General features: G+C 52.5%; 16 protein-coding genes and 1 pseudogene. 9 read left to right on the top strand and 8 right to left on the bottom strand.

Annotated features, from left to right (window positions below):
- The first annotated feature begins 120 nt into the window (after positions 1-120).
- Together GPJ68_RS01045 and gorA are read left to right on the top strand one after the other, a co-directional pair.
- Positions 121-962: pseudogene (locus tag GPJ68_RS01045) on the top strand (23S rRNA (adenine(2030)-N(6))-methyltransferase RlmJ).
- Positions 963-1,066: 104 nt separating this feature from the next.
- Positions 1,067-2,419: a glutathione-disulfide reductase gene (gene gorA, locus GPJ68_RS01040; protein ID WP_019078096.1), complete on the top strand. Its 1,353-nt coding sequence runs from the start codon at positions 1,067-1,069 to the stop codon at positions 2,417-2,419.
- Between the two features lie 66 nt (positions 2,420-2,485).
- Here gorA and dinQ read toward each other — a convergent pair whose 3' ends face one another.
- The gene (dinQ, locus tag GPJ68_RS01035) at positions 2,486-2,569 is read right to left on the bottom strand and encodes a damage-inducible type I toxin DinQ (RefSeq protein ID WP_003837776.1); all 84 of its coding nucleotides are present in this window, start codon (positions 2,567-2,569) and stop codon (positions 2,486-2,488) included.
- A gap of 381 nt (positions 2,570-2,950) precedes the next feature.
- Entirely contained in the window at positions 2,951-4,345 is a 1,395-nt protein-coding gene (locus GPJ68_RS01030; protein WP_016157700.1) for a cytochrome-c peroxidase, read from the bottom strand.
- A gap of 425 nt (positions 4,346-4,770) precedes the next feature.
- Between GPJ68_RS01030 and GPJ68_RS01025 the strand changes: the two genes are divergently transcribed.
- Positions 4,771-6,420: an alpha,alpha-trehalase gene (locus tag GPJ68_RS01025; RefSeq protein WP_104651755.1), complete on the top strand. Its 1,650-nt coding sequence runs from the start codon at positions 4,771-4,773 to the stop codon at positions 6,418-6,420.
- 27 nt (positions 6,421-6,447) lie between these two features.
- Here GPJ68_RS01025 and GPJ68_RS01020 read toward each other — a convergent pair whose 3' ends face one another.
- Positions 6,448-8,037, bottom strand: coding sequence for an STY4199 family HEPN domain-containing protein (locus GPJ68_RS01020; RefSeq protein WP_180837077.1), 1,590 nt, complete (start codon positions 8,035-8,037; stop codon positions 6,448-6,450).
- Positions 8,038-8,204: 167 nt separating this feature from the next.
- Here GPJ68_RS01020 and GPJ68_RS01015 point away from each other — a divergent pair, with 167 nt between their 5' ends.
- Together GPJ68_RS01015 and GPJ68_RS01010 are read left to right on the top strand one after the other, a co-directional pair.
- The gene (locus GPJ68_RS01015; protein ID WP_103766977.1) at positions 8,205-8,759 is read left to right on the top strand and encodes a GNAT family N-acetyltransferase; all 555 of its coding nucleotides are present in this window, start codon (positions 8,205-8,207) and stop codon (positions 8,757-8,759) included.
- Positions 8,760-8,830: 71 nt separating this feature from the next.
- Positions 8,831-9,181: a lysozyme gene (locus GPJ68_RS01010; protein ID WP_047501369.1), complete on the top strand. Its 351-nt coding sequence runs from the start codon at positions 8,831-8,833 to the stop codon at positions 9,179-9,181.
- Between the two features lie 18 nt (positions 9,182-9,199).
- Here the strand turns inward: GPJ68_RS01010 and GPJ68_RS01005 are convergent, their stop codons facing one another.
- Complete coding sequence (locus GPJ68_RS01005; protein ID WP_047415886.1) at positions 9,200-9,802, bottom strand: response regulator transcription factor; 603 nt, start codon at positions 9,800-9,802, stop codon at positions 9,200-9,202.
- Positions 9,803-10,349: 547 nt separating this feature from the next.
- The gene (locus GPJ68_RS01000) at positions 10,350-11,108 is read right to left on the bottom strand and encodes an SDR family NAD(P)-dependent oxidoreductase (RefSeq protein WP_016157705.1); all 759 of its coding nucleotides are present in this window, start codon (positions 11,106-11,108) and stop codon (positions 10,350-10,352) included.
- Between the two features lie 119 nt (positions 11,109-11,227).
- Here GPJ68_RS01000 and GPJ68_RS00995 point away from each other — a divergent pair, with 119 nt between their 5' ends.
- The 3 genes from GPJ68_RS00995 (at position 11,228) to GPJ68_RS00985 (ending at position 14,820) form a co-directional block, all read left to right on the top strand.
- Positions 11,228-12,127 carry a LysR family transcriptional regulator gene (locus GPJ68_RS00995; protein ID WP_016157706.1) on the top strand — a complete coding sequence of 300 codons (900 nt, stop codon included), beginning with the start codon at positions 11,228-11,230 and terminating at the stop codon, positions 12,125-12,127.
- Positions 12,128-12,174: 47 nt separating this feature from the next.
- Positions 12,175-13,203 carry an inner membrane protein YhjD gene (yhjD, locus tag GPJ68_RS00990; protein ID WP_016154892.1) on the top strand — a complete coding sequence of 343 codons (1,029 nt, stop codon included), beginning with the start codon at positions 12,175-12,177 and terminating at the stop codon, positions 13,201-13,203.
- A 294-nt stretch (positions 13,204-13,497) separates the two neighbouring features.
- Entirely contained in the window at positions 13,498-14,820 is a 1,323-nt protein-coding gene (locus GPJ68_RS00985; RefSeq protein WP_003023312.1) for an MFS transporter, read from the top strand.
- A 92-nt stretch (positions 14,821-14,912) separates the two neighbouring features.
- On the opposite strand, the gene GPJ68_RS00980 is transcribed toward GPJ68_RS00985, so the two are convergent.
- Entirely contained in the window at positions 14,913-16,973 is a 2,061-nt protein-coding gene (locus GPJ68_RS00980; RefSeq protein WP_104651754.1) for an AsmA family protein, read from the bottom strand.
- Positions 16,974-17,049: 76 nt separating this feature from the next.
- Entirely contained in the window at positions 17,050-17,817 is a 768-nt protein-coding gene (gene pdeH, locus GPJ68_RS00975) for a cyclic-guanylate-specific phosphodiesterase (RefSeq protein ID WP_016157708.1), read from the bottom strand.
- Between the two features lie 230 nt (positions 17,818-18,047).
- On the opposite strand from pdeH, the gene GPJ68_RS00970 reads away from it, so the two are divergent.
- On the top strand, positions 18,048-18,977 hold the full coding sequence (locus GPJ68_RS00970) for a sugar kinase (RefSeq protein ID WP_104651753.1): 930 nt from the start codon (positions 18,048-18,050) through the stop codon (positions 18,975-18,977).
- 64 nt (positions 18,978-19,041) lie between these two features.
- On the opposite strand, the gene GPJ68_RS00965 is transcribed toward GPJ68_RS00970, so the two are convergent.
- Positions 19,042-20,535: a pitrilysin family protein gene (locus tag GPJ68_RS00965; RefSeq protein WP_016157710.1), complete on the bottom strand. Its 1,494-nt coding sequence runs from the start codon at positions 20,533-20,535 to the stop codon at positions 19,042-19,044.
- Between the last annotated feature and the right edge of the window lie 196 nt (positions 20,536-20,731).

The following is a 20,731-nucleotide window of genomic DNA, read 5'->3' as shown; positions in this document are numbered from 1 at the left end:
CCAGGCGTTGCGCTTTCGCGGCAGTGACGACTTTTCTGTATACTGTGGTGATACGCTTTATTTTCGCCCGATATTGCGCTGTTTTCGGGCCTACGTTTATAACCTGGAACACGTTTACCCATGCTGAGTTATCGCCACAGTTATCACGCTGGCAACCACGCCGACGTCCTTAAACACACCGTCCAGAGCCTGATCATCGAATCGCTTAAAGAGAAAGAAAAACCGTTTCTCTATCTGGATACCCATGCTGGCGCAGGCCGTTATCAGCTGAGCAGTGAGCATGCCGAACGTACCGGTGAATATCTGGAAGGGATCGCCCGTATCTGGCAGCAGGACGATTTGCCTGCCGAACTGGAACCCTACATTGGCGTGGTGAAGCACTTCAACCGTAGCGGCCAACTGCGCTACTACCCCGGCTCTCCATTAATTGCTCGCCAGCTGCTGCGAGAACAGGATAGCCTGCAATTAACGGAACTGCACCCGAGCGACTTTCCTTTGCTGCGCGGCGAATTCCAGAAAGATGAGCGCGCACGCGTGGCCAAAGCCGATGGTTATCAGCAGCTAAAAGCAAAATTACCGCCGGTTTCCCGTCGCGGGCTGATCCTTATCGATCCCCCCTACGAAATCAAAAGCGACTACCAGGCGGTGGTGACCGGTATTAACGAAGGCTATAAGCGTTTCGCAACCGGCACCTATGCGCTGTGGTATCCGGTAGTTCTGCGCCAGCAAATCAAACGCATGATCCACGACCTGGAAGACACCGGTATCCGCAAAATTCTGCAGATTGAGCTGGCGGTGCGTCCGGACAGCGATCAGCGGCATGACGGCGTCCGGTATGATTGTAATAAACCCGCCGTGGAAGCTGGAGCAGCAGATGAACAGTGTCCTGCCGTGGTTGCACAGCAAAACTGGTTCCGGCAGGAACCGGTCATACGTCGGTAAGCTGGATCGTGCCGGAGTAATCGCAGTCATCGGTGGAACCTTTTAATTTCAGGTATACAATCGCGAATATTTTGGCGGATGGCGTAACGCTTCTCCGCCCTACAATGAACATGAAGGAGCGGTCATGACCAAGCACTATGATTACATCGCTATTGGCGGCGGCAGCGGTGGTATTGCCTCCATTAACCGTGCAGCAATGTACGGCCAGAAATGCGCGCTGATTGAAGCTAAAGAGCTAGGCGGCACCTGCGTTAACGTTGGCTGCGTACCGAAAAAAGTGATGTGGCATGCCGCACAGGTCCGCGAAGCAATCCACATGTACGGGCCGGATTACGGTTTCGACACCACCATCAATAAATTCGATTGGGATAAACTGATCGCCACGCGCACCGCTTATATTGATCGCATTCATACCTCGTACGACAACGTGCTGGGCAAAAATAATGTCGATGTGATTAAAGGCTTTGCCCGCTTTGTGGATGCCAAAACCATTGAAGTGAACGGTGAAACCATTACTGCCGATCATATTTTGATTGCTACCGGTGGTCGCCCGAGCCATCCGAGCATTCCGGGTGTGGAATACGGTATCGACTCCGACGGTTTCTTTGAGCTGCCCGCGCTGCCAAAACGCGTAGCCGTTGTTGGCGCAGGCTACATCGCCGTTGAACTGGCGGGCGTAATTAACGGTCTGGGTGCACAAACGCATCTGTTCGTGCGTAAACACGCGCCGCTGCGCAGCTTCGACCCAATGATCGTCGACACGCTGGTTGAGGTGATGAACGCCGAAGGCCCGGCTCTGCATACTCACGCGATTCCAAAAGCGGTCGTTAAAAACGCTGATGGTAGCCTGACCCTGCAACTGGAAGATGGTCGTAGCGAAACGGTAGATTGCCTGATTTGGGCGATCGGTCGTGAACCTGCCACCGACAACTTCAACCTGGCGGTTACTGGCGTGAAAACCAACGAAAAAGGCTACATCGTCGTTGATAAATTCCAGAACACCAGCGTGCCGGGTATTTATGCCGTCGGCGATAACACCGGGGCCGTTGAGCTGACGCCGGTTGCCGTTGCCGCGGGCCGTCGTCTGTCCGAGCGTCTGTTTAACAACAAGCCGGACGAACATCTGGACTACAGCAACATCCCGACCGTGGTCTTCAGCCATCCGCCTATTGGTACCGTGGGCCTGACCGAGCAGCAGGCTCGCGAACAGCACGGCGATGATCAGGTGAAAGTGTATAAATCATCGTTTACCGCGATGTATACCGCTGTCACCACCCACCGTCAGCCGTGCCGCATGAAGCTGGTTTGCGTCGGTCCGGAAGAGAAGATTGTCGGTATTCATGGCATTGGTTTTGGGATGGATGAAATGCTGCAAGGCTTCGCGGTCGCTCTGAAAATGGGCGCAACCAAGAAAGACTTTGATAACACCGTTGCCATTCACCCAACGGCATCTGAAGAGTTTGTCACCATGCGTTAATCGCGCTTCAGGAATGTTAAAGGGCAAAGAGGGGTTAGCTCTTTGCCCTTAGTTACGTTTCCGCTATCAGTTCAGCAGTTGCAGCAGATAGCGGATCAGCTCCAGCAACGCGATTAACGCTCCCAGAACGATGATTGCTTTATCAATCACCCGTTTTCTCCATCAGATGGAGTGAGAATGCATCCGCTTACTCATCCATTGCCTGTCACGGCGCATGTCCCAGTGTTAGATGATGGAACTCTCACTCCGGCCAGAGCATCGGCCAACGGCACCACCCGTACAGCCGATCAGGACTTAGAAAGCGTTTAGCGCGCGTCCGGAATGAAAATGCTTCAGAGCTAACTGGATAAGTATACAGTTATTTTAATCAAAACAACCAGCGTATTCTTGCAATACTACCGGTAAGGTAATACGATTGAAGCGTTAGATGATGGAACTCTCACTTCGGCCAGAACCACCAACTCGGGCTGAAGCGTAAAAAAACCGACGTGAAGTCGGTTTTTTTACGTCCGAATCTGGACCTGAGAGACATTATTTACCCTGCATATACGGTGTATATACCCCATTAAGGCTTTCGAGGAATGCCACGATATCGTCGATATCTTCCTGCGGTAGTTCTTTACCCACCTGATAACGCAGCATAAGTTTTACCGCGCCGTCGAGCGTAGGCACATCACCGCGATGGAAATAAGGCGCAGTCAGCGCAACGTTACGCAATCCAGGGACTTTCTGACGCAGCTTGTCACGTAATTCATTGGTGACGTTCATGCGGCCAATATCTGCAGCAGTGACCTCGCCGAAATTAAAGTCCTTTTTCAGCCCCAATGGCTCAAATGAACGTCCGCCTAAAATAATACCGCCATGACAGGTCGCGCACTTATTATCTTTAAACAACTGATAGCCATGTTTTTGCTGAGCGGTTAAGGCCGCTTCATCACCACGCAGCCATTTATCAAACGGCGAATTTGGCGTAATCAGCGTTTTCTCAAACTCAGCAATCGCATCGGTAATATTATCCCCACTGAATCCCTGCGGATAAACGGCAATGAACTCTTGCTTAAGTTGCGGATCCTTGTCCAGTTTCTGGATAATTTCATCCCAGGATTTAGACGCCATTTCGATAGGGTTCAACGGTGGACCACCGGCCTGCGCCTGCAATGTTGGCGCACGGCCATCCCAGAATTGCTCAACGTTAAAGACCGAGTTAAATACCGTTGGCGCATTGATAGGGCCAACCGCGCCGCCTACACCGATTGACGTTTTCCGGCCATCCACGCCGCCCGCATTCAGGGCGTGACAGTGCGCGCAAGAAATCGTGCTATCGCCGGAAATACGCGGGTCATGGTAAAGCGTAAAACCAAGCGCTACTTTGCGGGCATCGGTCGGGATGCTTTCCGGTATCGGCTGTACAGGTTCATTACGATGCTGCGTGGCAGTATCGTTACTGGCGTAGTACTGCTCACGCTGTTTCGCAATCCAGCCCAGGATCTCTGCTCGCTCCGTATCGCTTACCTTGCCAGCCCAGTGCAGTGCGGTATAACGCGTCGGCGGCATGGTCTCGTATTGCATCACCCACTCAATTTTATTCAGATCGCTTTGCGAAACGGGTTTATCCGCGACCAGCGCCGCACGAACGGCCTCCAGATTGAATGATTTGTATCCCAGTTGAATATCGTAATTCATCAACTGCTTAGCGACGGGAAAAGAAGAATAGAAAGGTAATTCAGCCGAAGGAGTGTGACAATAATCGCATCCTTTTTCACGTAAGAACCCTAGTACTTTATTATTTTCTTCCAGCGTAGAGGCCTGAACATCAGCCTGTTTACTCCGTTGATTATCGTGATACCACACATAACCGGATAATCCAAAATAACAAATCGCGACGCCAGCTATGGCAATCACGGTAAGACGGGTAATGATTTTCATTATTTTACCCTCACCGTTGTGAGTTATTGTGACCCAGAAAATTAGAATAATTAATAGACAGTCTTTGTCAGACCTGACCATCATAGGAAATGAGGGGATTACTATTTTGATAAGTATCAAGCAATTACATGGAGGAGAACTATCGATAGAATAGCCTGTGCCTATTATAGAGTTAAACGTTACCAGGTTGTGTTCACACCTCGTTGCAATCGAATGTTCTGAAAATAGAATATCCTCAGGTTGTGCAGAATTCGGAATTATTCATTATTTTCATTGGGATAGATTTATTTTTTGGATATTGCGCAGCACTAAAATGTGATCGACCGCACGCTTTACTCACCAGATACCGAAGCGAATGTCTACGCTTAATTGACGAGCGGGCAATAGCCTTAATCTTTCAACGTCCATCGGAGGTCTTTCGCATTATGCTCAACCAGAAACTACCCCACGTCCCTTCTGAAGAAATGACGATCGACATTGATCTGCTTTATGAAATGGATCCGTGCGAGTTAAAGCTGGATGAAATGATTGAGGCGGAGCCTGAACCAGAGATGATTGAAGGGTTACCCGCTTCAGATGCGTTAACTCCCGCCGATCGTTACCTCGAGCTGTTCGAACACGTTCAGTCGTCGAAACTGTTTGCCGATAGCAAAACCTTCCCCGACTGTGCGCCGAAAATGGATCCGCTGGATATTTTGATCCGCTATCGCAAGGTTAAACGCCACCGCGACTTTGATCTGCGACGCTTCGTCGAGAACCACTTCTGGCTCCCGGAAACGCCCTCCAGTGAATATGTTTCTGACCCGGCAAATTCGCTGAAACAGCATATCGATCAACTGTGGCCGGTGCTGACGCGCGAACCACAGGACCACATTCCCTGGTCCTCGCTGCTGGCGTTACCGCAGTCATATATTGTGCCCGGCGGACGTTTTAGTGAAACCTACTACTGGGATTCCTACTTCACCATGCTGGGTCTGGCGGAGAGCGGTCGCGAAGATCTGCTGAAATGTATGGCGGATAACTTTGCCTGGATGATTGAAAACTATGGTCACATCCCGAACGGTAACCGTACTTACTACCTGAGTCGCTCGCAGCCGCCGGTCTTTGCGCTGATGGTCGAACTGTTTGAAGAGGATGGCGTACGCGGTGCGCGTCGTTACCTTGATCATCTAAAAATGGAGTACGCGTTCTGGATGGATGGCGCAGATTCCCTGGTACTCAACCAGGCCTACCGTCACGTGATCAGAATGTCGGACGGCTCCCTGCTCAACCGCTATTGGGACGATCGTGATACGCCGCGCGATGAGTCGTGGCTTGAAGACGTCGAGACCGCCAAGCATTCGGGTCGCCCACCCAATGAAGTGTATCGGGATTTGCGCGCGGGCGCGGCCTCCGGCTGGGATTACTCCTCGCGCTGGCTACGCGATGCAGGCCGTCTTGCCAGCATACGCACCACTCAGTTCATCCCTATTGATCTGAACGCGTTCCTCTACAAGCTGGAGAGCACTATCGCCAATATTTCCGCACTGAAAGGCGACAAAGAAACTGAAGCGCAGTTTCGCCAGAAAGCCAATGACCGCCGCGATGCGGTTAATCGCTATCTCTGGGACGATGAAAACGGCTGCTATCGCGATTACGACTGGCGGCGCGAACAAATGGCCCTGTTCTCTGCCGCCAGTATTGTGCCGCTGTATGTCGGCATGGCAACGCATGAACAAGCCGACCGACTTGCCAATGCGGTCCGCAGTCGCCTGCTTACCCCCGGAGGGATTTTAGCCACGGAGCATGAAACGGGTGAGCAATGGGATAAACCCAACGGCTGGGCGCCGCTGCAGTGGATGGCGATCCAGGGTTTCAAACTTTACGGCGACGACCATCTCGGGGATGAAATCGCCCGTAACTGGTTGAAAACGGTGAATCTCTTTTATCAGGAACACCACAAGCTTATCGAAAAATACCACATCGCCGACGCCGCGCCGCGCGAAGGCGGCGGCGGAGAATATCCGTTACAGGACGGCTTTGGCTGGACCAATGGCGTGGTGCGCCGACTCATCGGTCTGTATGGCGACCCCTAGCAGCTGACGGTCTGAATTATCAGACCGTCAGTTAATCGCATCGTACAGTTCGGCGTGAATTTTTTGCCATTTCTTGTTCTCTGGGCTTGGCTGCGCGCGAACGCGTAGCTCGGCCTGTTCAAGGTTATACTGCTGACGCGCGACAACCGCCGGCACCGAGCAAAAACTTTGCAGATAGCTTTTATGCAGCGATGTGAGTGACGCCCCATTCGCCATCGCATGGCTGACCGTGGTCATAAACTGCCGACATGGCTTACTCTCACTCATCTGCGAAGGGTAACGCAGCAGCAGCCTCAACACCTCGGTATTGCCTGCCGAGAATGCCTGCTCCGTCCACGCCAGCTTCCAGTCCATCCCGCCCTGTAGGAAAAGTGACGTCACACGGGTGTCGTTGCGCTCGATAGCCGCGCGCATGTTAAAGGCATCCCAGGTGATGCCCATTCGGGTCACCGACTCCCGCGCACCAGGGGCATCACGCCGTGGCTCCTCCTGCACGATTTCAACGGATAGCCCGGAAGACGCTTGTGGCGCTGGCGAAGTGAATAACCAGAACGCGCCCAGCGAAATCACCAGCACCATCACGCCGACCGCTACCCACAACATGCCGGAAATCAGCTGTTCACGTTCTTCCGCCGTGCGCCTGGCCCGCTTCTCCGGCGGATCGATACTGTCTGCGATTTCCTGTTTATCGCCCCCCGCCTGCTCGTCTTTTTGCTTTGCGCTTTCCCAAAACTGGCGAACCATCGCCTCATCGGACTCCAGATACGACGCAGGATTAATGCGCGTACGCCGTTCTCCAAATGCCCGCTGCACAGGGTGAGTAATCTGTCGGTACTGACAATCCAGCAACAGCAGTTGTACTGAGGTTAGCGGCTGCTGCGCGATAACGCAGTTACGGGCCAGGCGGCAGTCATCCAGGAACATCCTCAGCGTGATACGTGGCTCAACAAACGACATGAGCACCGAGGTATCGTTAAAAATCTCGCTAAAATGCCGAACGAATAACTTCTTATCGACAACCATCAGCGCCAGTTCGCTAAACATCATGCCGTCCAGCGCATCCCGACTTTCTCCCAGCTTTAACCAGCGACGCAGACGTTCACCGCCAAAGTGCTGTTTCAGGAAGCTGTTGAGCGGATGTTGATCCGGCCATACCCGCGCAATCAGCGATTTGAGGGTTAATTCTATTGCGCAAAGCTGACGCTGCGCCCGCATCTGCGCATCCGGCTCTGCACGTTCAATCTCGGTTGGATACTTCAGGAGGGGCTGTTGCTGGCGCAACTGTTCCAGAGAAGCGACAAAGCGCAGCGCAGAAATCAGCTGGTTTTCACTGACGTCCTGGCCATTTTCATATTGCGGCACGCTCTGCTGAAGATGGCGTAGCCGCAACGTGAACTGACTCAATTGCGCGTCATTCATCTGCAACCGCCTGGCGACAACACCCCAACCTCCCAGATTCAATCGCGCCTGGTCAAGCTGCTCGAGAAACCAGCGTGGATCTTTACCCTCTGCGACGCGCACGCCAAGCATCAGCAAAATTTCTACCGAGGCTTGCCGGATTATCCCCAAACAATGTTCGAATGGTGTACATGTCGCCTGTAACGCGCTATTGGTCATTATCTTCCCTAAAAGGACCCAAAAAGTGCGGCCTCACAATGGTGTGTAGTTATCTTTTTTAAATGCAGCGCTGTGCCGCCACAGACTAAAACACATTCATATAGCAAATAAATATGTTTTACAGTGACTTCCGCACAATCATTGAAAATTATTCTGGAGATAAGCCTGTGCCTGTACTGAAAACCTCGCGTTTGATCTGCCGCCCGCTCACACATGACGACTGGGCGTTTTTCTTAACGTTACAGCAGAACGCAGATGTGATGCGCTTTGTCGCTGACTCGCGTACCGAAGAGGAGATACGGACAGTCTTTGACTCCCGCTTGCCTGAATGGTCTCCCGGCAGTCCACACTGGCTGTGCCTGGTCCTGTGCGATAAGGCATCGGGCGTACCGCTTGGGGTAACCGGATATATTCAGGATAAAAATGAATGTGCCGAGGTCGGCTTTCTGCTCACTCCCGAGGCGCAGGGCAAAGGTTATGGCGCTGAATCCCTGCATGCCGTTTGCGAGTATGCGTTTACCGCCGGAGGACTACGCCGACTGACGGCCTGCGTCACCGCAGGAAACGATGCCTCACGGCGTCTACTGGAAAAGGTCGGGTTCATTCTCGAAGGCACGCTGCGAGAAAGCTACTGGCTACATCAAACCTGGCATGATGACTGGATTTTCGGCCTGTTAAAACAGGAATATCAGCCGCCCGCGCCATCAGGCGTTTTGCTGTAAAAAATGGCTGGATAGCGGCTGGCGTAACGGGGTGTGTTTCCTAAAATAGGTCTCTTTGTACAGAGATTATTATGCCGCTGCATTCGACGCATTTCACGCCCGCCTGTATCGCATTTATTAAGCAATGGCAGGGCCTGTCGCTGGAAAAGTATCAGGACAAAAAGGGGATCTGGGTCATTGGCTACGGGCACGAAATCACCGCAGATGAATCCTTTGATGCCCCAATTATGCTGATGCAGGCCGAAACATTGCTGCTCGCGGATATAAATATCTGCGAGGCATTCATCCATAAGGAAATGCCGCAAATACAAGATCGGTTTCAACAGGAAGCGTTAATTGCATGGATGCTCAGCGTGGGGATTAGCCGGTTTTGCAGTGCTGAATTCTGGCCGTGGGCTATTTCACAGCCAGAAACAGTCTGACTGTGAAATATTTTCCCATTATAGGGTGTCGTTTAGCATCATTGCCGCCTGCGTACGGTTTTTTACCTCCAGGCGCTGATACAGCGATTCAAGATGGGCTTTTACCGTTCCGGTGCTGATATTTAATAATCGACCAATTTGTTTATTAGATTCTCCGGCGGCCAGCATCGTCAGAATCTCCCGCTGACGCGCGCTGAGCAATCTGATATTTTGCCCGCCACATTCGGTCGCTGTGATGCAATCTCTGGGGATAAACATCATACCTATCGCGACGCTATTGAGTGCCAGCGTGAAGGTTTCCGCATCAGAATCGCGCGGAACAATGGCCAGCACGTTTAATTGCGTGACTTCCTGTAGCCATTTTTTACGGCAGTCCGTTGCGGTTACCAGCACTTTTACCTTCGCAAAGCGCTCTGCTATCTGTTGCAGCAAGCTACGGCAGAACTCAGCGTCAAAATCTCCATCCAGCATTACCAGTGCATCAGGATTCTCTTCCAGCGTCCGCCAAAGATCATCTGCCTGACTGACACCCTGAACATTCACTCCTGGAATACGCTCTTGCAAAATTACATTCATTCCATGAATAAATATTGACTGCCTGTCAAACATTATTAACTGCATTATTTATCTCCGTCTGAATAAGATATTAGCCTTAACACGCGGAAGGGTATTATCCGAGGGGCAAAATATGAAGTCACCATTTGGCGGAGGCCATTTTACCGATAGACGGATAAGAAAGAAGCAGACGTTATAAATAGTTACAGCTGAAACCAAAGAATCACACAAAGGATCAAAATCGGGGTCAAATGTTCAGAAAATCCTTAATATTTGATGTTCAAACCTGGATTACTAATATTAATAACCCGGAGTTTATATTCTTAGCTAAAAATAAGAAATTCACGATAACAGACAAATATGTTACAAAACAAAATATCGCATTAAATGATCATTCTGGCATGAGAATGGGGAGGTGATCATGGTTTCTGATACAACAAATCCACTCCCGAAGAAGAATGAACTCTTCAGAACGTTTATCCCCGATCTCTTTCAGCACCGCGATTGCGGTATCAGATTCCAAATAATACCGGCAAACGCCACCAGCTATATTTTGACTTCTGATGGCGCGCCGGTTTTCTCTTGCTCAAAAGGCTAAGTAAGAGGCAGTCGTTTACAGGAACATCCCGCCAGAGACTTCGATACGCTGTGCCGTCATCCAGGCCAGCTCATCGCTGAGCAACGCAGCAATGGCGTCGCCAATATCGTCCGGTAACCCAACACGCCCCAGCGCCGTCTGCGATGCAATGTAGGCATTCAATTGCGCATTATCCCGCACGTTTCCGCCGCTAAAATCCGTCTCGATTGCCCCAGGCGCAATAATATTCGCCGTAATGCCGCGCTCTCCCAGCTCTTTCGCCTGATAACGGGTTAACACCTCCATCGCCCCTTTCATGGCAGCGTAAGCGCTGTAACCCGGTAGCGCAAAGCGCGACAATCCGGTCGAGACATTAAGAATGCGTCCGCCGTTGTTGATCAGCGCCAGCAGGTTCTGTGTCAGGAAAAAAGGTCCTTTAAAATGGATGTCCAAAAGCTGGTCAAATTGCGCTTCAGTGAACGCCGGATACGGTGCGTTAATGCCAACTCCGGCATTGTTCAATAAATAATCAAAGGTGTCGCTTTGCCAGTGCGTTTGTAGGGTTTCCTGCACCTGTTTGACAAACTGAGGGAAAGTGGAAATATTTCCGACGTTCAACGGTAATGCTGCAGCTTTACCGCCAGATTGGCGAATTTCATCTACAACCTGCTGCGCTTCTTTTTCATTGCTGTTCCACGTCAGGATGACACCAATGCCTTTACTCGCCAGCTTTAGCGCCGCGTTTTTACCGAGTCCACGGCCGCCGCCGGTCACCAATGCGATACGTTGCGTCATAAGAAACCTCATTTCAGGTGTTGTGAAGATTGAGACAAAGCTTATTAGGTGGTAGAAAAACAATAAATACCGCTAACTGCGCATTACTGTTTCATTTAGAACAACAATAGGGCATGAGAATGGATAAAATTCACGCAATGCAGTTGTTCATCCGCGTCGCAGAACTGGAGAGCTTTTCGCGCGCGGCAGACACCCTCGGACTTCCTAAAGGTAGCGTATCGCGTCAAATCCAGGCCCTGGAAAATCATCTGGGCACACAGTTGTTGCACCGCACAACCCGCCGCGTTCAGCTCACGCAAGACGGCATGATCTATTACGAACGAGCGAAAGATTTGTTGAGCAATCTCGATGAACTGGATGGGCTATTCCATCACGACCCGGCCAGCATCAGCGGCAAGCTGCGCGTCGATATGCCGGTTGGTGTGGCGAGAAATCTGGTGATGCCCCGCTTACCGGCCTTCTTGCATCAGTATCCGGGGCTTGAGCTCGAACTTAGCAGCAGCGACCGCCTGGTAGACTTGATCCGCGAAGGCTTCGACTGTGTGGTACGCGTGGGGACGCTGAAAGATTCAGGGCTGATTGCGCGCCCGCTGGGAAAACTCACGCAGATTAACTGCGCCAGCCCGCAATACCTCGCCCGATTTGGTTATCCGGAAAGCCTGGAGGATTTAGCCTCGCATGCGGTGGTGCACTACTCAGTCAATTTGGGAACGCGTGCGCAAGGCTTTGAAGTGGCGACAGACAACGGTGCTAAATGGGTTAAAACCGGCGGCATGCTGACGGTGAACAGTACCGAAACGTATCATGCGGCATGTCTTGCCGGTCTGGGCATTATTCAGGTACCGCGCGTGGGCGTGCGTGATGCCCTGCGCGCCGGTACGCTGATTGAAGTATTGCCGCAATATCGCGCCGAACCATTACCGGTTTCATTGCTCTATCCGCATCGCCGTAACCTCTCCCGCCGCGTACATCTGTTTATGGAATGGCTGACCGGCGTGATGAAAGACTATGTGGACTGACAAGCTATACTGTCCTGAGAATGAACAGAACAAGGATTACTGCCCTGATGACGCAGGAAAAAGAGATTAAACGCCCCATTCAGGAACTTGAGCACGCACCAATCCCAAAAATTGAGACCCTGGAGCGTAAGAATACAGAAACCAACGGTAAGACCAACCAGGCGCTGAAAACCGCCCTGACCTTCGCCGATAAAATTCAACGCCAGCCCATGATTGCCCATCTGATTCGCGCCGCGGAGAGATTTAACGATCGTATGGGAAATCAGTTTGGCGCCGCCATTACCTACTTCTCGTTTCTGTCGATGATCCCTATCCTGATGGTGTCGTTTGCCGCCGCGGGTTTTATTCTCGCTTCGCACCCTACGCTGTTGCAGGATATCTTCAGCAAAATCCTGCTCAACGTCAGCGATCCGACACTCGCCTCCACGCTGAAAAACACCATCAATACCGCCGTTCAGCAACGAACCACCGTCGGTCTGGTGGGTCTTGCCATCGCGCTCTATTCCGGAATTAACTGGATGGGAAACCTGCGCGAAGCTATTCGTGCCCAGTCGCGGGATGTCTGGGAGCGGACCCCACAGGATCAGGAAAAAATTTGGGTCAAATATCTGCGTGATTTTGTCTCATTGATTGGTTTACTGATTGCGCTGATTGTTACGCTGTCCATTACCTCCATCGCCGGTTCGGCCCAGCAGATGATTATCTCTGCGCTGTATCTCGACGGCATCGAATGGCTGAAGCCCGCCTGGCGGCTGATCGGCCTGACCATCTCTATTTTCGCCAACTACTTGCTGTTCTTCTGGATTTTCTGGCGGCTACCACGTCACCGACCGCGCAAAAAAGCGCTCATTCGCGGCACGTTTATCGCGGCACTGGGGTTTGAAGTCATCAAAATGATCATGACGTACACGCTGCCATCACTGGTGCAATCGCCGTCAGGCGCGGCGTTTGGTTCCGTACTTGGCTTAATGGCGTTCTTCTACTTCTTCGCCCGTCTGACTCTGTTTTGCGCTGCCTGGATTGCCACAGCAGAATACAAAGACGACCCGCGTATGCCGGGGAAAACCCACCGCTAATCTTTGTTAACTGCCGGATAACGCTGCGCTTATCCGGCCAACCCAATGCTTACGTCGAAATTCTGCGCATTATCAGAATTAAAATCCAGCCCGTAACTTTTGTTTAACCAAAAACCAGTTTTATCATCCAAGTTTTAAATTATGTGAAGCATTTCATGGAAGTGAAATCTCCAGCCTAAAAATTATCCCCTTTTTGCTCTATTTTTGACCGATCGCATGGTTTGTTACAGATTGAAATGTCTCTTTTGCTGTGCGTAATATGACCTTTCGTTCGACCAAAAATAAGAAAATATTATGCAAGCAACAGCCACAACGCTCGACAACGAACAGGAACACACCCCGGTCAACTCGCGCAATAAAGTCGTCGTCGCCTCACTCATTGGCACTGCCATTGAGTTCTTCGACTTCTATATCTACGCCACCGCCGCGGTGATCGTGTTCCCCCATATCTTCTTCCCGCAGGGGGATCCGACCGCGGCAACGCTGCAGTCTCTCGCCACCTTTGCTATCGCCTTTGTGGCACGGCCTATCGGTTCTGCTGTGTTCGGGCATTTTGGCGATCGCGTAGGGCGTAAAGTCACGCTGGTTGCCTCACTGCTCACTATGGGGATCTCGACGGTTGTCATTGGCCTGCTGCCGGGCTATGAAACTATCGGTATTTTCGCCCCGCTGCTGCTGGCGCTGGCGCGTTTTGGTCAGGGTTTAGGACTGGGCGGTGAATGGGGCGGCGCGGCGTTACTGGCGACGGAAAACGCACCGCCGCGTAAACGCGCGCTGTACGGATCATTCCCGCAGTTGGGCGCACCTATCGGCTTCTTCTTCGCCAACGGCACTTTCCTGCTGCTCTCCTGGCTGCTGACCGACGAGCAGTTTATGAGCTGGGGCTGGCGCGTACCGTTCATCTTCTCTGCGGTGTTGGTGATTATCGGTCTGTACGTTCGCGTTTCGCTGCATGAATCCCCGGTCTTTGCCAAAGTGGCTGCGGCGAAAAAACAGGTGAAAATCCCGCTGGGTACCCTGCTGACAAAACATGTCCGCGTGACGATCCTCGGCACGTTCATTATGCTGGCGACCTATACGCTGTTCTATATCATGACCGTCTATTCCATGACGTTCAGCACCGCCGCGGCGCCTGTAGGGCTTGGCCTGCCGCGTAATGAAGTGTTGTGGATGCTGATGATGGCGGTTATTGGCTTTGGCGTCATGGTGCCGGTGGCGGGCCTGCTGGCCGATGCGTTTGGTCGTCGCAAGAGCATGCTCATCATCACCACGCTTATTATTCTGTTTGCGCTGTTTGCCTTTAAACCGCTGCTCGGCTCTGGCAATCCGGTGCTGGTGTTCGCCTTCCTGTTGCTTGGTTTGAGCCTGATGGGTTTGACATTTGGTCCGATGGGCGCGCTACTGCCGGAGCTGTTCCCAACCGAAGTGCGCTACACGGGGGCGTCGTTCTCGTACAACGTTTCGTCGATTCTTGGTGCTTCCGTTGCCCCTTACATTGCCGCATGGCTGCAGGCGAATTACGGCCTGGCGGCGGTAGGTACGTATCTGGCATCAATGGCGGCGCTAACGCTGATTGCGCTGCTGTTAACCCACGAAACCCGCCATCAGTCATTGTGATTCTTTGGCTGTAACCACCGTCTCCGGCCTACGTTGAGCATGAAATGTATGTAGGCCGGAGACGCGTTAGCACCATCCGACAACGGCAAAAATCACTTCTTCATTTGCGACAAAATGGTCCGGCATTGATTAGCGTCTCCTTCAGAAGGTGAAATCAGCGCCAGCAAGGCCGCCGCGGGCGTCACTAACGTTGCCAGCGCGGCAGCAACCGCACCGCGCGCAATCAGCGGCCCGGCCTTCACACCGGCCTGCGGATTCTTAAAGGTGCCGCGAACATACAGCGGCGAACGCAGGGTAATAATACGAATGCCTTTGCTCTCCGGATCGATGGTTAAATCCAGTTGCTCCGACGCAAAACTCGCCGTACCAGTGACATTAATGACCGCGTTTTCCGTGTCGAAGGCAAAAATCTGCGGGCGGGCTACGCCGTTAACAATATCCAGATTCGCCGCCGCGCAGTTCACCCGCACCTCGTCATCACCAAATATCTGTCCAACAAGATAGTTGCCCAGATTCAAGCCAACAATTTCCATCAGATTCCGGCTGATCAAACCGTCGTTCATCAGCAGCTTCAGGTTGCCATTGCTGTTACCAAGCAGCGCCGCTACCGAGTTTCCGCTCCCGCTAAACCTGGCGTCACCGTTCATTTCACCGAGCGTTTTCTGCATCAGCTCCACATCCGGCATCAGCGCTTTTAGCTTCAGGCGGCGAGCCTGGATGTCCGCCTGCCCCCGCATCGGCTTTTTATCCCCTTCCAGATGGATGCTGGAGACAATGCTGCCTCCCGCGAGGCCAAATTTCAGCGGCTGCAGGCGCAGGTCGGCATTTTTCAGGATGATATGGGTGGAGAGATCGCTGATCGGCAGGCTACTGCCGTGCTCAATACGCCGTCCTTTGAAACGTACGTCAGCGTCCATCACGTTCCATTTGTCGGTTTCAAAACGGTCATACGGCAAGACCTTGTCCGCGGGCTGGACGCTCTTCTCTCCTTTGCGCTGTTCAGATTGTTTGGCCCGCTCCGCCCCTTTGCCTGAATCCACACCGATCAGCGGCCCCAAATCAGCCAGCCTCAGTTGGCGTGACTCAACATCCCCTTTCAGCATTGGGCGCGGCTTACCGGTGGTATAGGCCAGCGTTCCGTGAATATCGCTGTCGCCAATTCGGCCATTAAAATCGCGGTAATCAAAAACAGAGGATTTTTCCGGGTCAATTTTCGCGACCAGATGTCCGTCGGTTTCAAACGGCGGCGTATCCGGGAGCAGCACGCCGGTCAAATCGTACAAATCCCCTAGCGAATCTCCCGAGAATTTAAGCCGCAGATCCGCCCCGCCCATATTCATCGGATCGTTTATCGTACCCATAAACGCCACACGCGTATTACCCGAACGGAAATCAGCCTGAATCGGGAAAGGGGTTCCTTCACCGCGCAGCGCCAGCATTCCGCCTATTTTCCCGGTACCGCTTAGCGGTTCGCCGTTATATCGGCCTTGCGCTTTCAGACCAAACACGTAGTCCTCAATGTGGGCGTTGCTCTCTTTACTTTTTGCGCCAGTCACTTCGCTAAAGGGCAACGGCTTACCCAGCGGATCGACCAGGATCTCAATCTCTGACTTCGTCACCTTATCGTTAATGGCGATGCGACCTTGGTCGAACAGAATGTTATCCAGCCGGAAAGACCAGGCTGATGGCGGCGCTTTGGGATCGCGGTTTTCATCCCCTGCCAGGTTAAAGGTCCAGTTATTGTTTTTCTCCGACAGGCGGATAAGCCGTGCATCGGGTTTGACCAGCTTGATCCACGGGAGCCAGACGGTTTTTGTCAGCAACGCCAGTGGGGCGAGCGTTGCTTCAACGCGCGGGAGATGCACCATGGTGACGTCAGGAATGTCCGGCGGGTTGCCGAGGATGATATCCTCAGCATGAACATGCGGCCACGGAACCCAGCTACGCCAGCCGGTTTCCTGTTTTTGGCGTTCCCAAACCACGCCCAGGTCACCCCGTATGGCGAAGGGACGGTTGAGTTCTGTAGAGACTTTCTGGTTGATGGTCGGTTTGAGCCGGTTCCAGTCAAATGTCGCAATCACGATGATGAGTACGACGATCAACAACAAGAAAACCCCTATTACTGAAGTGGTTATTTTGCCTGTTCTCGTCATGTTTAACCTCCTTACTTTCTTCCTTGCCTGTCCTAAAGATAGTCCAGCAGAGGAAAGGAGGCGCTCTACATCCTTATCAAAGCGACAGAATTACGTCTTCAAGGGTATCCAGAGGCACTGGACGAGAGAGAAAATAGCCTTGCGCAGCGAAAGCCGGCGAGTTTTGCACATCACGCCACTCTTCCAGCGTTTCAACGCCTTCGACAATCACACCACGGCAATAGCGGTTCATCAGCTGTAACAGCAGCGTAAAGAGATTGCGGCCCTCCGGCGTCTGGCGCAGCATGACAAACAGATCCCGCGCCACTTTGATATAGTCGTAACTCACTTCGCTCAGAGCCGAGAAGTTTGCCATTCCGGTACCAAAATCATCCAGCCAGAGCGGGCCAAACTCGCACATTGAGGCGAACGACGAACCCTTCGGCAAGCGGATATGCTCCACCAGTTCAAAGCGCAGCCACGGCAGACATTCGATGATTTTCAGGATTTCGGGATCCTGGCGCATTGCAATCAGCGTTGGCCCGTCGACATTCACGGATGCCAGCAGATCGTGGGCTTTGAAAAACGCCCCTTTTTGTTCAAGCTGTACAAGCTGCTCTTTCACCACATCTACACGATGTCGTACGGCCACTTCGGCGAAATAGCGGTCCGGCGCGATACGTTGGGAGGGGTTTTCAGGATGGCTCACGACAGTCAGCAGCTCAACGGCCATCAGCCGTCCGTTAGTCTGATAAATCGGCTGGTAGGTGTAAGCACGCTCGCACTGCAGCCAATAGCGTCTCTCCTGCAAGTTTTCAATACTCGCATCGAGCGTAATTAGCTGCTGGGTAACCTGCTTTATCATCTGAGATGTCCTGTAAATAAGAGTGTGACTGACCGGACTCGTCAAAGGTTATCGGCGCTCAGGCGAAGAACTTTACGTTCAGCCCTACGCAAAATAGAAACTAAGCGGCAAAAAACGACGCAGAACACGTGCTGGCTCAAAAAAATAATGGAACGATATTTTAATATAGTTGACCACTTACCACCCACAGCGCACACTAACGCTAATTTTTTTCAGAGCAGGTTACGACTATGTCCAGAAAGATTGCCGTGATTGGCGAATGCATGATTGAGCTGTCACAGAAAGGCGCTGACGTTCAGCGCGGATTCGGTGGCGACACGTTGAATACATCCGTTTATATCGCCCGTCAGGTCGATGCTGCGGTACTTTCCGTACACTATGTGACTGCGCTGGGTACCGACAGTTTTAGCCAACAAATGCTGGAATCCTGGCAGAGCGAAAATGTGGATACCTCATTAACCCAACGCATGGAAAACCGCCTGCCGGGCCTCTATTACATTGAAACCGATAGCACCGGCGAGCGCACCTTCTATTACTGGCGTAATGAAGCCGCCGCAAAATTCTGGCTTGAGAGCGAACAGTCCGCCGCTATTTGCGAAGAACTGGCGACATTTGACTATCTGTATCTGAGCGGAATCAGCCTGGCTATTTTAAGCCCGGCAAGTCGTGACAAGCTGCTGTCGCTGCTGCAAGAATGCCGCGCCAACGGTGGAAAGGTCATTTTTGACAATAACTACCGCCCACGTCTGTGGAGCAGTAAAGAAGAGACCCAGCAGGTGTATCAGCAAATGCTGGAATGCACCGATATCGCGTTCCTGACGCTGGATGATGAAGACGCGCTGTGGGGTGAAAAACCGGTTGCCGAGGTGATTGCCCGTACTCACGCGGCTGGCGTACAGGAAGTGGTTGTGAAACGCGGTGCTGACTCTTGCCTGGTTTCCATCGCAGGCGAAGAACTCATCGACGTTCCGGCCGTAAAACTACCGAAAGAGAAGGTTATCGATACGACCGCTGCGGGAGACTCCTTCAGCGCCGGGTATCTGGCGGTACGTCTGACCGGTGGCGATGCCGCTGATGCCGCAAAACGCGGGCACCTGACGGCAAGCACCGTTATTCAGCATCGCGGGGCGATTATTCCTCGCGACGCCATGCCGCAGTAATCTGGCGTTCTGGCAGGCCGGATTAGACGTTAACGTCGCGTCCGGCCTGCAGGTCACGATTCCCTTATTGCACCGGCGGGATGTCCGTCACTTCAGGATGTGATTCATCCGTTTCTACCGACGTTGCCGCGGCGGTAACCGGCGCCATAATGCTATCCCACGTCGCCTGCAGATCCTTCATATTGAATTCAGGTTCACCCTTCGGCTGCAACAGAATTAACGCCATATCTTGCGACAGTTGCTGACGCAGGTCCTGATTCAGCATCTCAACACTCAGGTTGTTCAGGAAGCTCTGACGTAAACGCTGATACTGTTCAGGCGCAATATCCACGACCTGGTTTTGCAGCGAGCGCAAACGCTGGCTGATCAAAATATCGGTATCGGTGCGACCATAGGTGGCAAACAGCTTCTGCAGTTCCAGATTCTTTTGCGCCACCAGCGCATTAAACTCTTCTTCCGGCAGCCCCTTATCGCGCACTTTGGCCAGCTCACGCGCAACCGTGCTGAGGTTCGCGTTCAGCTTACCGTTCGGTGATTCAACGTTGATGGCACATTGCGCGCGCAGGAACAGCACCCGACAATCAAAGCCAAGGCCAATGTCTTTGGCATTGTTTTTGGTGAGCTCCTGCTGAATGTGCCAGAACAACGCTTCACGGGCTAAATCAGCGCGCCAGTAACGTAACAGCGCGGCAGATTCACGGATCGGCTGCCACGGCGTATCCCACATAATAGACAGGCGATCCTGACGTACCGCATCGGTCATTATGCTTACGGCCTCTGCACGCAGCGGAGAGAGCGTGGGTACCGGCGCAGGCGTTTCACGTTTACCTTTTAATTCGCCAAAGGTTTTATTGATTTGATCAGCCACGCTGCGCGCATCTACGTTACCGACGATAATCAGCGTCATCGCATCCGGGGTATACCATTTCTGGTAGAAGGACTGGATTTTCGTCGCATCAACAGGCGTTTTCAGCGGATCGGCAGGATCGTGACCCAGCAGCGTCGATCCCTTCAGACGATAGCGCCACCATCCCTCTTTGGTATCTGACGGCCAGGTTGCAACCATATCTTCGCTACTCAGCGCATGATTGACCGACTCAGGGGTGATGCTCAGATTACCGGAAATATTCGCCAGATAAGAAAGTGACTCTTTCAGCAGATCGTTACGGCTGTTAGGCAGACTGAGGTTATACAGCGTGGAATCATAGGAAACGATAACGGGCGGCATGGGACGACTGGGATCGAACCCCTGCTGCCACAGAGAACGGGCTTGCGTAGCATCGAGGCCACCGCTTTGCGTCAGCGCGATACGCGGGATCGCATGGCTGAAACCACTCTGTTGTGTACTTTCGGTGAGTGAACCGGTATTGACCAGCAGGCGAACCTCAATACGGTCGCTGGGGCGCTGGGGAGTGGCTAAGACTTGCCACTGTAAACCATTTGCCAGCGTGCCCTGTTGCCACGCCGGGTCAGGCTGGAGCGCATCTGCCTGCACATAGCCGGCAGTGGCCATCATCAGCAAGCCGCCCGCTAAAAGTCGAATTTTTGTGCCCTGCATGTGAACCCCTGATCAACTATCCTGGAAATAAAAAGACAGCCCGCGAGAGGACTCTCTGAATATGACGTTAAAAACACTTCGTGTTAGACCGCAAGAACATAAAAATGTCACGGAGGAAGTGAAAAAATCCCGACGCCGCCGAATCGGCGGTTTCAGGCACAGGGGTTAATTATGCGCAAACGCCCGCAGTCCTGGA

Origin of the sequence: Citrobacter sp. 172116965 (genome assembly GCF_013458095.1) — a bacterium.
Lineage (GTDB): Bacteria > Pseudomonadota > Gammaproteobacteria > Enterobacterales > Enterobacteriaceae > Citrobacter > Citrobacter braakii.
The sequence above is the reverse complement of the archived record's forward strand: the minus strand, read 5'-3'. Positions and strand labels throughout refer to the sequence as shown.

What these genes read in the sequence shown, in the direction of transcription:
- GPJ68_RS00995 (WP_016157706.1), top strand. Translation starts at nt 11,228, where the DNA reads ATGGATAAAATTCACGCAATGCAGTTGTTCATCCGCGTCGCAGAACTG.
- pdeH (WP_016157708.1), bottom strand. Translation starts at nt 17,817, where the DNA reads ATGATAAAGCAGGTTACCCAGCAGCTAATTACGCTCGATGCGAGTATT.
- GPJ68_RS01025 (WP_104651755.1), top strand. Translation starts at nt 4,771, where the DNA reads ATGCTCAACCAGAAACTACCCCACGTCCCTTCTGAAGAAATGACGATC.
- GPJ68_RS01000 (WP_016157705.1), bottom strand. Translation starts at nt 11,108, where the DNA reads ATGACGCAACGTATCGCATTGGTGACCGGCGGCGGCCGTGGACTCGGT.
- gorA (WP_019078096.1), top strand. Translation starts at nt 1,067, where the DNA reads ATGACCAAGCACTATGATTACATCGCTATTGGCGGCGGCAGCGGTGGT.
- GPJ68_RS00985 (WP_003023312.1), top strand. Translation starts at nt 13,498, where the DNA reads ATGCAAGCAACAGCCACAACGCTCGACAACGAACAGGAACACACCCCG.
- GPJ68_RS00970 (WP_104651753.1), top strand. Translation starts at nt 18,048, where the DNA reads ATGTCCAGAAAGATTGCCGTGATTGGCGAATGCATGATTGAGCTGTCA.
- GPJ68_RS01020 (WP_180837077.1), bottom strand. Translation starts at nt 8,037, where the DNA reads ATGACCAATAGCGCGTTACAGGCGACATGTACACCATTCGAACATTGT.
- GPJ68_RS01030 (WP_016157700.1), bottom strand. Translation starts at nt 4,345, where the DNA reads ATGAAAATCATTACCCGTCTTACCGTGATTGCCATAGCTGGCGTCGCG.
- GPJ68_RS00965 (WP_016157710.1), bottom strand. Translation starts at nt 20,535, where the DNA reads ATGCAGGGCACAAAAATTCGACTTTTAGCGGGCGGCTTGCTGATGATG.
- GPJ68_RS01010 (WP_047501369.1), top strand. Translation starts at nt 8,831, where the DNA reads ATGCCGCTGCATTCGACGCATTTCACGCCCGCCTGTATCGCATTTATT.
- GPJ68_RS01005 (WP_047415886.1), bottom strand. Translation starts at nt 9,802, where the DNA reads ATGCAGTTAATAATGTTTGACAGGCAGTCAATATTTATTCATGGAATG.
- GPJ68_RS00980 (WP_104651754.1), bottom strand. Translation starts at nt 16,973, where the DNA reads ATGACGAGAACAGGCAAAATAACCACTTCAGTAATAGGGGTTTTCTTG.
- yhjD (WP_016154892.1), top strand. Translation starts at nt 12,175, where the DNA reads ATGACGCAGGAAAAAGAGATTAAACGCCCCATTCAGGAACTTGAGCAC.